A 9,597-nucleotide genomic window follows, 5' to 3' on the forward strand; every position below is an offset into this window, starting at 1 on the left:
CAACCGGGAAATGAAGCTATTGACGCTCTTTACCGAGGAGCGGAGGTCATGGAAAAGGAACGTGCAATCATAGATGAAGCCTCCACAGAAAAACCGAAGACGTGGAACACCGCCAGTCCGGAGGCTATCGCGGAAGGGTTTTATTACCAAACCAGCAGCTTTCCTTACCTGATGGATACAGGGAGCGGATTCATACCGTTGAGAAGGGATAGCGTCTTATCCCATGCGGTACACCGAGGGTTGGATCCACGGAAAAAGGATGCCTTCCTTTGCGCTGTGGAAAGGAATCATTACGTAGAGCAATCTTTCCGCTTCCTGGCAGGGTACCTCTATGGGTTTTATGAGAAGGACGGCGTCCGGTTTGTAGTACAGGCTTCCGCTCCATGGGTAGAAGGGAAGAAGGGGGATTGCTCGACGGCCCTGGCCTTTTTGCGCGGTTTGTTGGATGACCCGGCGGATCCTGATCAATTTCCTTCCTTTATAGCCTGGATGCAGGGGGCAAGGCAGCGTATTCAGGCATGCTTGAAAAGGCGCATGGCTCGCACCAGGGTTCAGCATCTGGTCATGGCTGGAGAAAAGGATCTAGGTAAAACATGGTTGGTGAAGAAACTGGTTGCCCCCCTTCTGGCCACACCGGAAGAAGGCATGTTTCCTGGAGAAAAGTATTTTACAAAACCGGGAAGTGAAGGATTTAATGGCGGTATGGAACATTACCCGGTGATTCTGCTGGATGATACCATGAAGAATGTGAAGGAGGCGGAGCGTTGGAACGTCATGAGCCGGAGCAAGAATGTCCTGTATGCCGGGGCGGTTTCCATTGAGGGCAAAGGGAAGGATGCCTTCCCGATGATGTTGCCCTGGGCGGTGGTGCAGTTGCTGAACACGGACCCGGAGAGCCTGACGGCTTTCCCGATGGTGGGAGGTGATACGGACAAGATATGCGGTTTTCTGGCGGGGCGTTACCATGAGACGCCACCAAATGGGACGGAGGATGAAAAAGATACCGTAGATGAGATACTGGCAAGGGAGTTGCCCGCTTTGGCGTGGTTCATTGACCATTACCAGGTGCCGGAGCGTTTGCAGGAACCTACGGGACGCCACCGGTGCAAGGCGTACATGAACAGGACGCTAGCCTCCGCCGTGCTGGGCATCAGCCCGGAAATGCAGTTGCTGGAACTGATCGACCAAGCCGCACGCCGTGGAACTCCAGAAGATGCCGAAGAGATTTACAGGAAGGACGCCACCGCCACGAATATTTATGATCGCATAAGAGCTAATCTTCCTGCTGATAAAATGAGGGAATTTAATCTTCTGGCCAGGAACGCGGCTAAACTGGGAGGAAAGTTGTCCAAACTGGCGGAGATGTGTCCGGAGCGGGTGCAGGTACGAAAGGAAGGGGGGGGACGAAGGAACGTGTACACCATTGTCCGTTCCGTGACAGGGTAGAACAGAGGGCGAAAATATTCTTAATAATTTTGTTTTGTGATGATAACACAAACCACTGTGTGATGGGATACAGGGTAAGACAGGGTGCGCATTTTTTACCCTGTATTATTTAATATATTGAATTTATTTGAGTTGAGTAACAGTACACAGTGTAAACAGGATAATTTTGGAGAGTCTCTTATGCAGCGTGCACTGAAAGGGGCAAGAGACCGCGTGTCCCACATTATAAAACTGATTTTGTAATTGTTGATTTCTTTCTGATAGCCTATGATGTTGTCGCCTGATTGGAGATAGTATTAATGCATCAACAACTCGAATTCGCTGACCATATTCGCCGTAAGATATCTTCAAATATTGAACGGACTCAAAAATCTGAGCTTGGGCAATATATGACCCCTTCTAGAATTGCACGGTTCATGGCTGAGATGTTTCCTATCAGTAATCTTTCATCGTGCCGTTTGTTGGATGCCGGTGCCGGAATCGGTGCATTATCCTGCGCGTTCTTGGATCGATGGAAAGAAGGAGGATTCGGATTTCAGCATGTGGAAATAACTGCCTATGAAATTGACAAGGAGCTCCGAAATCATTTGGAACAAAATCTGTCTTCCTATCAACAAATTTATTCCCACATTGTTGAAGGAGATTTTATTACACAGTCCGTCAAGGGTTTAACGGAGAAAGGCAGATATACGCATGTCATTCTAAATCCCCCTTATAAAAAGATTAGCGTCCATTCAGAGCATCGTTTAGCTCTTCGTAAAGTCGGTATAGAAACAGTTAACCTCTATTCCGCATTTGTGGCTCTCTCCATTCTACAAGCAGTACCGCAAGGCCAGATCGTAGCTATTCTTCCGAGAAGTTTTTGTAATGGACCATACTATCGTTCTTTTCGTGAACTGATATTACAAAAGACAGCTATCCGGCATATACATCTATTTGAATCCCGGAATAAGGCCTTCCAGGATGATAAGGTTTTACAAGAAAATATCATTATTCGTCTTGAACGAAATGGAAAGCAAGGTCCAGTAACAATATCTACTTCGACTGATGGGAGTTTCCAGGATCTGACTTCGTGTGAACAATCTTTTGACCGGATTGTATCTCCCGAAGATTCAGAACAATTCATTCATATTCCTATAACTCGCAATGTTATAAGTGTTGAGCATTCCTCTGTCATTAATTGTTCATTAGAAGATTTGGGAATCAAAATTTCCACTGGGCCCGTTGTGGACTTTCGCATGAAAGAACACTTACGCAGTATGCCAGAAATAGGTACGGTTCCGTTGCTTTATCCGCTTCATTTCCGTAATGATTCTGTAACTTGGCCTATGCTGGGAGGTAAAAAGCCTAATGCCATTAAACGTAATGCTGTTACGGAAAAGTGGCTTTATCCAAACGGATTTTACTGTATTGTTAAACGTTTTTCGTCAAAAGAAGAAAAACGCCGCATTATAGCTCGTGTAGTTACTCCTGGCTCTTTCAAAAACGCTTCTTCCCTCGGGTTTGAGAATCATCTTAACCTGTTTCATCAGAACAAACAAGGACTCCCTCGTGAAATAGCTTATGGATTATATGTTTTCCTTAATTCTACGGATGTAGATAAATATTTCCGGTGTTTTAACGGTCATACGCAGGTGAATGCCACTGATCTGCGCAAACTGAAATATCCGAATCGTGAAATTCTTATGGCATTGGGAAATTGGGCCATAAGACAAGAAAATCTTTCTCAAATGGCCATAGACTTAAAAATTAAGGAATTCACTATATGACTAGAGCTCTGCACTATTTGGAAACTGCACAACAGATACTTGTTGAGTTGGGACTGCCACGGGCACAACAAAACGAGCGTTCAGCATTATGCTTGTTGGCACTGCTCAATTTGACTCCTGATAAGGATTGGCATAATGCTGAAAATCCGCTTATGGGTATTACTCCTATAATGGACTGGTCACGAAAGCATTATGGAAAGGAGTATGCCCCCAATACGCGTGAAACATTTCGGCGACAAACAATGCATCAATTCTGCGATGCAGGAATAGCTCTTTATAATCCAGATAATCCCTGCCGTCCCGTCAATAGCCCTAAAGCCGTCTATCAAATTGAGCCTTCTACTTTGCATCTTCTCCGTAAAGTAAACACGCCTGCTTGGCAGAAAGAGCTGAAAAATTATCTAAGTAATAGGGAGACCCTGTCTGCTCGTTATGCTAGGGAGAGGCTTCAAAACTGTATCCCAGTGATTATAGCTCCTGGTAAGCAAATAACACTTAGTCCAGGGGAACATAGTGAATTAATTCGCAAAATTATCGAAGACTTTGCCCCGCGATTTGCTCCGGGGAGTACTTTGATCTATGCCGGAGATACGGGAAGTAAATGGGGGTACTTTGACTCTGAACTGCTTGAAAAACTGGGTGTGCAAATAAATACTCATGGCAAAATGCCCGACGTTGTCCTTCATTTTACGCAAAATAATTGGCTCCTATTGGTTGAATCAGTAACAAGCCATGGTCCTGTTGATGGTAAAAGGCATGATGAACTGGCTCGCTTGTTCGCATCATCAACTGCTGGGTTGGTTTATGTAACAGCCTTTCCTAATCGGGCGGTCATGGGGCATTATTTAGGAGATATTGCCTGGGAAACAGAAGTTTGGGTAGCAGATGCTCCTTCCCATTTGATCCACTTCAATGGCATACGTTTTTTAGGACCTTATTCTTCTTAAAAAACTCTAATTAAACATGCTAAATTTACCTGCTTCTCGTGATCGACTAGTAGGTTTTGTTTTTCCAGGGTAGTGGTGTAATCAGATTATACCACTATTTCTTTTCTGTGAAACATTCTTTCAAAAGGAGATTCTTTTTCCCGGAAGATTCCTTTAGTGGATGAAAAATAGTGGTGCTAAAGTGGTGCAACTTTTTTTACGTTTCGGTGCGTTTTTACACGCTTTTAACGATTTTTGAGAGAAGTGAGAAGAGAAAGAAAAAGCCTCGCAAGTGGTTAACTTGCAAGGCTTTATTTTGGTAGGCCCGGTAGGGTTCGAACCTACGACCAAGGGATTATGAGTCCCCTGCTCTAACCGCTGAGCTACGAGCCCGTTGAAGAACAACGTGAAAAAACGATAGCAGAATTTGGGGGAAAGGGCAAAGTTTTTATGCAGGCATCACGTTTTGGATGGGGAGGAGGCCGGGAAAGCGGGCTGGGAGGTCAGACCTGCAGTTTCGTCCAGCTCCGGCCCTTGACGATCTTATAGAGGATGGTGGACTGGACGGCCATTTCAAAGGCGAAGAGCAGCCAGATGCCCCACAGGGTCATGGTTTCCGGTGCCGTCTTGAACCAGACCCAGGTGCAGACGACGCGGAAGAAGCCCATGATGCCATAGGAGATGAACATGACCCTCCGCGTGTCTCCCGCGCCCCGCAGGGACATTTTCATGACGATGCAGGCGGCGAAGAAGGGTTCCACCAGCAGCATGGTGCGCAGGACGGGGATGCCCGTGTCAATGAGGGTCATGTTTCCGTTGGAAAATATCTGCATGAAGAGGGAAGGGAAGGCGCAGAAGAGCACTCCCAGCCCCGTCATGAAGATGATGGCGTACCGCATGCATTTCCAGATGGTGATGCGGGCCATGAGCGCGTTCCGGGCGCCCAGGTACTGGCCTACCAGCGTGGAGGCCGCCATGCCGATGGCGAAGCCGGGCAGGAAGCTGAGCGATTCAATGCGGACGGCGATGTTGTGGACGCCCAGCACCCCCTTGATGGGTAGCTCACTGATGATGGAGAGGCAGAACATCTGGATGCCCCACATGCCGAAGACTTCCACGGCCTGCGGAAGCCCGATTTTCAGGATGCGCTTTTGCATGCCCATGTCCGGCCGCAGGTGGGAGAAGCTGAGGTACAGGGGCGGCGCATAGTGTTCCCCCCGTTCCCGGACGAGTTCTTCCAGTGATTCATGTTCCCTTCCCGCAAATATTTTTTTCCTGCGCCGCAGCATGATGAAGAGGAGCATGACCATGCTGATGCCATAGCCGCAGACCGTTCCCGCCGCAATGCCTCCGATGCGCCAGCCGCCCAGGGGAGCGTCCGCAAAGACGAAGGTAACGCTGAAGATGACGTTCAGGATGCCCACGCTCATCATGATCCAGAAGGGCAGCCGTGTGTCTCCTGAACCGCGGAGGGCGGCATTGATGGCAAAGACCACGCCGCTGAAGGGGGCCGCGAACGCGGCTACATACACGTATTGCAGGGCATAGGCCCGTGCGGCTTCATTCATGGTCAGCACGTGCGTGACCAGGAAGCCGCTGCATGCGAAGAGCAGCCCGCAGGAGATGATGCCGGCCAGCAGCCCCAGCATGGCGGCCTGGTGCAGCCCGTGCTGCGCCTGGGGATAGTCCCTGGCTCCCGTCATGCGGGAGACGATGGCCGTGGCCCCCATCATGATGGATCCCTGAATGACGAAGCCGAACCACATCAGGAAGACGACGGCTCCCATGCCGTCGGAGATGTCAATGGTGTCCTGGGCGTTCAGTCCGATTTTGGTGGCGATGAAAAGGTCCGACGAAGTGACGAAGAAGCTCAGCAGCTGTTCCAGGAAGGGCCAGAAGGCAATGACGGCAATCTGGCGAGGCAGCGACAGTCCGGCCAGTTTGCCGCCCAGCCGCGCACGGGAAGCCCGGCCGCGGATGATGCCTTCTCTTGCGTCTCCCGCACTCATTTCTGGGCCGTGTAAATGCTGGCGATGCCTCCGTTGAGAGGTTCCGCCGTGATATTGGTGTATCCGCAGTCCCGGAGCAGGTTTTTCATATCCTCTCCGCAGGGAAACGCTTCAATGCTGTCCGCCAGGTAGTCATACGCTTCCCGGTGGCCGGTCATCCAGCCTGCAATGACCGGAAGGACATGGTGCAGGTAAAACCGGTAGGGGCCTTTCAGCAGGTTTTCAGGCAGGGAGAAGTCCAGAATGAGCAGATGTCCCCCCGGACGTAGCATTCGCCTCATTTCCTTCAGGGCATCCGGATAGCTGGCCATGTTCCGCAGGCCGAAGGCAACGGTGACCGCATCATAGGAGGCGGAGGGGAAGGGCAGGTTCATGGCGTCCGCGCAAACCAGATTCGCCAGTCCCCGTTCAGCGGCTACATCCAGCATGGGCTGGCAGAAGTCGGATCCCGTCAGGCGTATTTCCGGCATGGCTCGCAGGATGGCCAGAGCCAGGTCGCCCGTTCCCGTCGCCAGGTCCAGAAGGCGTTCCGGCTTCCATTCGGAGACGAGCTGGACCACACGCTGCCGCCACAGCAGGTCCACGCCCATGCTCAGTACATGGTTGGTGGCCACATAGCGCGGTGCAATGGCGGAAAAAGCGGCTTTGACGAATTCTGGATTGCGCATGCGTGACGGAGGCTGGATAGTAAAAAAGAGCACCATAAGTGCTCTTTTTCATGAAGGAAAGGGATGGGGTGTCGGACGGGGCTCGAACCCGCAACAACCAGAATCACAATCTGGGGCTCTACCATTGAACTACCGACACCATTTGATGTTGTGGTGCGGCAGACATTACCCGCCCTCTTCCGTTTTGGCAAGAAGAAAATAAGTCTGGCGAGATTTTTAAACGTGGCGCTTGCCCAAAAGTAAAAGAGGAAGGGGGGTGAGGCATTATTTGTTTCCCCTTTGGAAAGGGATGACAGGTTTACGCGGTCTTCTATTGAATCCGCCTGGATTTGATGTAGACCTTTTTACAGTGGGAATTGATGTAATACACACCGCCTTTCGGGCCTACCCGATAGGTTCTGCTTTCCTGTGCCTGCAAGGCGCGGGGAGAGGTTTGTGCTCCGGGAACCATTCCGGAGCACAGGGGCGTGTATTCCGGAAGAAGGGGTTTGCGGATGCACTGGGCCAGGCAGAGGAGGGCAGGGAGGATGGCCGCCGGAATGAAAAGGGAGCGCTTCATGAAAGCATCATTATCTTTTTCAAGGATTTGTCTTGTCAAGTTCGGGAATCGTGCTGAATGGATTTTTATGAGAAGAATATGATTTTTTATTCCTTATTTGAAAACGAATGTTTGAATTTATTTTATTTCCAATTATTATCACAACCACAGTGTTTTTTAACGCGTTAACCGGACAGCCTTTCTGAACCAAGCCATGAATTTCTTTCCACACATCCCCATGTTGTCCACCGTATTCAGCAGTATCGGCTGTTATTTACTGCCTTTCGGCGTCGTTTTGCTTTGGATTCTTTATGAATCCAGAAAAGTAAAGGCTGTTCTTCTTGCCGGATTGGTTCTCCTGAGCATCATGTGCATGTTTTTCCATGAAGCATGCTCTCCCAGCAGGGAATATCCGTGGGACTGCATGGTAGAGCACATGTTTACGGCAGCGCTTCTGCCCTTCCTCTGTCTGCTGGGGTACATTGTATACGTGTTTCTTTGCGCGTGCATTCCGGTGTACAGGAAAATGTGGAAGAACATCGGTTTTATCGTCCTTGGAGGAATGAGCCTGGCGTTTGAATATGTGAATGTTTCCTTTCCGTTGATGCTGCTGGCGGGTTATTGGTTCCGGTTCATCATCCGCCGGAAGTTCCCGAACCACATTCCCTTGATCAGGAAGTGCCACGGGATATTGGCCATAGGAGTGATTCCGGGAATTTGCCTGGTCGGCATTATCTGCGCCATTTTGTTTCCTCCACCGGAAAGTTTTATTTGTGAGAAGGTTCAGGAGGAAATGGCCCGGGACATGGCCCTGTGGAATTACCAGGGCAACCTGGTGCTCCTGTCCTGCCGTTTTATGAAGGTAGAGCGGGAAAAGGACTGCATCACCGTGAAGTATTATTGCGAGACGAATATGGGGCCTGCCGTGTACAGGGCATTCTGCAATAATTATGGCGGTTACGTGAAGGCGGATTGTTCCCTGCTGGGCAAGCAGGCTCCCTGATGTTAGGGAACCCCGTCGCTTGCCCGGCAGGGAGCGGAGTCAGAGTTCAATGTCTCCAGTAAAGACGAGGTCTGCCGGACCGGTGAGCGTGACATTGGTAAAGTGGTCCCCCATGCGCTGGAAGCCGACTTTAAGCGTGTCTCCCCCCGCCACGTCCACTTGAATGGGAGAAGGGGCGTCCGTTAATACGGCGTGCAGCAGGGCGCAGGCGGTCATTCCCGTTCCGCAGGCAAGCGTTTCATCCTCCACGCCGCGTTCGTAGGTCCGGATGGCGATGTGTCCCGGTGACAGGATTCTGGCAAAGTTGGCGTTGGTGCCTTTGGGAGAGAAGGCGTCATGATAGCGCAGGTAGGCGCCCAGCCGTGGGATGTCCAGGTCGTCCAGATGGTCCAGAAACGCTACGGCGTGCGGAACTCCCGTGTTCAGGAAGTGAACGTCCGCTCCGACGGTCGGGTCTGCATTCAGCACGAAGAGCTGCAGGGAGTGGGGTTCCGTCAGGCTGACGGTCACATTGCCGTCTTTTTCAAAAGAGGCGGTTACGACGCCGGCCATCGTTTCAAAGGGGAGAGGGGTTGCCTTGTCGTGATGGAGCAACGCGGCGGCAAAGTTGCCGAAGCAGCGGGCTCCGTTGCCGCACATCTCGGCTTCTCCTCCGTCGGCATTGTAATAGCGCATGCGCACGATTCCGCCTTTGTCCCGGGACGGTTCCACGGCAATGAGGCCGTCCGCCCCGATGCCGAAGCGGCGGTCGCACAGGGCTTCAATGGTTTCCTTGTCCAGCGCGGAAGAAAGACTCAGTCCACGGTTGTCCACCATGATGAAGTCATTGCCGGCTCCCGTCATTTTGTAAAAATGAAGCAGCATAATAGTAAGTTGTGTTGTCCCGGAATTTTAATGCGGCCGTCCGGGTTTGGCAAGGAGGGTTACATGAATGACATGGCGTCCACGTCAATGACGGCCGTCAGGTCGTCCCCCAGTCCGGCTTCCTGCACCAGCTTCCGGAGTGTGCGCGAAAGGATGCGCGCGGACGGCCCCTTCACCGTGATCTGGAATCTGAACTGGCCGTGTGCGCGTGGGATGGGGGCCGGCATCGGGTCCGTCATCGTGGCGGGGGGGGGCAGCATGCCGCGGAGGCGCGCCGCCCGCGTGCGCGTGGCGAATTCCGCCAAGTTTTCATGATGGGAGAGTCCGGTCAGCAAGGCGATATGGGTGAAGGGCTGGAGGATTCATGTTATAAA

9 protein-coding genes and 2 tRNA genes are annotated in these 9,597 nt (G+C 51.2%); 4 read left to right on the top strand and 7 right to left on the bottom strand.

What is annotated here, in order from left to right; translation table 11 throughout:
* The first annotated feature begins 534 nt into the window (after window positions 1-534).
* The 3 genes from LIO64_RS11835 to LIO64_RS11845 all read left to right on the top strand — a co-directional run bounded on the left by LIO64_RS11835 (window position 535) and on the right by LIO64_RS11845 (window position 4,162).
* Window positions 535-1,446, top strand: coding sequence for a primase-helicase family protein (locus LIO64_RS11835; protein ID WP_290549656.1), 912 nt, complete (start codon window positions 535-537; stop codon window positions 1,444-1,446).
* A gap of 299 nt (window positions 1,447-1,745) precedes the next feature.
* A complete protein-coding gene (locus tag LIO64_RS11840) occupies window positions 1,746-3,215 on the top strand; it encodes an Eco57I restriction-modification methylase domain-containing protein (RefSeq protein ID WP_290549657.1) in 1,470 nt (489 codons plus the stop codon).
* Window positions 3,212-4,162: a BsuBI/PstI family type II restriction endonuclease gene (locus LIO64_RS11845; RefSeq protein ID WP_290549658.1), complete on the top strand. Its 951-nt coding sequence runs from the start codon at window positions 3,212-3,214 to the stop codon at window positions 4,160-4,162. Before LIO64_RS11840 ends, LIO64_RS11845 begins: the two co-directional genes overlap by 4 nt.
* A gap of 296 nt (window positions 4,163-4,458) precedes the next feature.
* Here LIO64_RS11845 and LIO64_RS11850 read toward each other — a convergent pair.
* The 5 genes from LIO64_RS11850 to LIO64_RS11870 form a co-directional block, all read right to left on the bottom strand.
* Window positions 4,459-4,534: transfer RNA gene (locus LIO64_RS11850), tRNA-Ile, on the bottom strand.
* A gap of 110 nt (window positions 4,535-4,644) precedes the next feature.
* Window positions 4,645-6,150, bottom strand: coding sequence for an MATE family efflux transporter (locus LIO64_RS11855; RefSeq protein WP_290549659.1), 1,506 nt, complete (start codon window positions 6,148-6,150; stop codon window positions 4,645-4,647).
* A complete protein-coding gene (locus LIO64_RS11860) occupies window positions 6,147-6,818 on the bottom strand; it encodes a ubiquinone/menaquinone biosynthesis methyltransferase (protein WP_290549660.1) in 672 nt (223 codons plus the stop codon). The genes LIO64_RS11855 and LIO64_RS11860 overlap by 4 nt, the downstream gene beginning before the upstream one ends.
* 64 nt (window positions 6,819-6,882) lie before the next feature.
* Window positions 6,883-6,957, bottom strand: a tRNA-His gene (locus LIO64_RS11865).
* Window positions 6,958-7,128: 171 nt separating this feature from the next.
* The gene (locus LIO64_RS11870) at window positions 7,129-7,377 is read right to left on the bottom strand and encodes a hypothetical protein (RefSeq protein WP_290549661.1); all 249 of its coding nucleotides are present in this window, start codon (window positions 7,375-7,377) and stop codon (window positions 7,129-7,131) included.
* A 193-nt stretch (window positions 7,378-7,570) separates the two neighbouring features.
* On the opposite strand from LIO64_RS11870, the gene LIO64_RS11875 reads away from it, so the two are divergent.
* The gene (locus LIO64_RS11875) at window positions 7,571-8,359 is read left to right on the top strand and encodes a hypothetical protein (RefSeq protein ID WP_290549662.1); all 789 of its coding nucleotides are present in this window, start codon (window positions 7,571-7,573) and stop codon (window positions 8,357-8,359) included.
* A gap of 39 nt (window positions 8,360-8,398) precedes the next feature.
* Here LIO64_RS11875 and dapF read toward each other — a convergent pair whose 3' ends face one another.
* Entirely contained in the window at window positions 8,399-9,223 is an 825-nt protein-coding gene (gene dapF / locus LIO64_RS11880; RefSeq protein WP_290549663.1) for a diaminopimelate epimerase, read from the bottom strand.
* Window positions 9,224-9,282: 59 nt separating this feature from the next.
* Entirely contained in the window at window positions 9,283-9,585 is a 303-nt protein-coding gene (locus tag LIO64_RS11885; protein ID WP_345779591.1) for a hypothetical protein, read from the bottom strand.
* Between the last annotated feature and the right edge of the window lie 12 nt (window positions 9,586-9,597).

Origin of the sequence: Akkermansia sp. (assembly GCF_020860705.1) — a bacterium.
Taxonomy (GTDB): domain Bacteria; phylum Verrucomicrobiota; class Verrucomicrobiia; order Verrucomicrobiales; family Akkermansiaceae; genus Akkermansia.

What these genes read in the sequence shown, in the direction of transcription:
- LIO64_RS11835 (WP_290549656.1), top strand. Translation starts at nt 535, where the DNA reads ATGGCTCGCACCAGGGTTCAGCATCTGGTCATGGCTGGAGAAAAGGAT.
- LIO64_RS11840 (WP_290549657.1), top strand. Translation starts at nt 1,746, where the DNA reads ATGCATCAACAACTCGAATTCGCTGACCATATTCGCCGTAAGATATCT.
- LIO64_RS11845 (WP_290549658.1), top strand. Translation starts at nt 3,212, where the DNA reads ATGACTAGAGCTCTGCACTATTTGGAAACTGCACAACAGATACTTGTT.
- LIO64_RS11855 (WP_290549659.1), bottom strand. Translation starts at nt 6,150, where the DNA reads ATGAGTGCGGGAGACGCAAGAGAAGGCATCATCCGCGGCCGGGCTTCC.
- LIO64_RS11860 (WP_290549660.1), bottom strand. Translation starts at nt 6,818, where the DNA reads ATGCGCAATCCAGAATTCGTCAAAGCCGCTTTTTCCGCCATTGCACCG.
- LIO64_RS11870 (WP_290549661.1), bottom strand. Translation starts at nt 7,377, where the DNA reads ATGAAGCGCTCCCTTTTCATTCCGGCGGCCATCCTCCCTGCCCTCCTC.
- LIO64_RS11875 (WP_290549662.1), top strand. Translation starts at nt 7,571, where the DNA reads ATGAATTTCTTTCCACACATCCCCATGTTGTCCACCGTATTCAGCAGT.
- dapF (WP_290549663.1), bottom strand. Translation starts at nt 9,223, where the DNA reads ATGCTGCTTCATTTTTACAAAATGACGGGAGCCGGCAATGACTTCATC.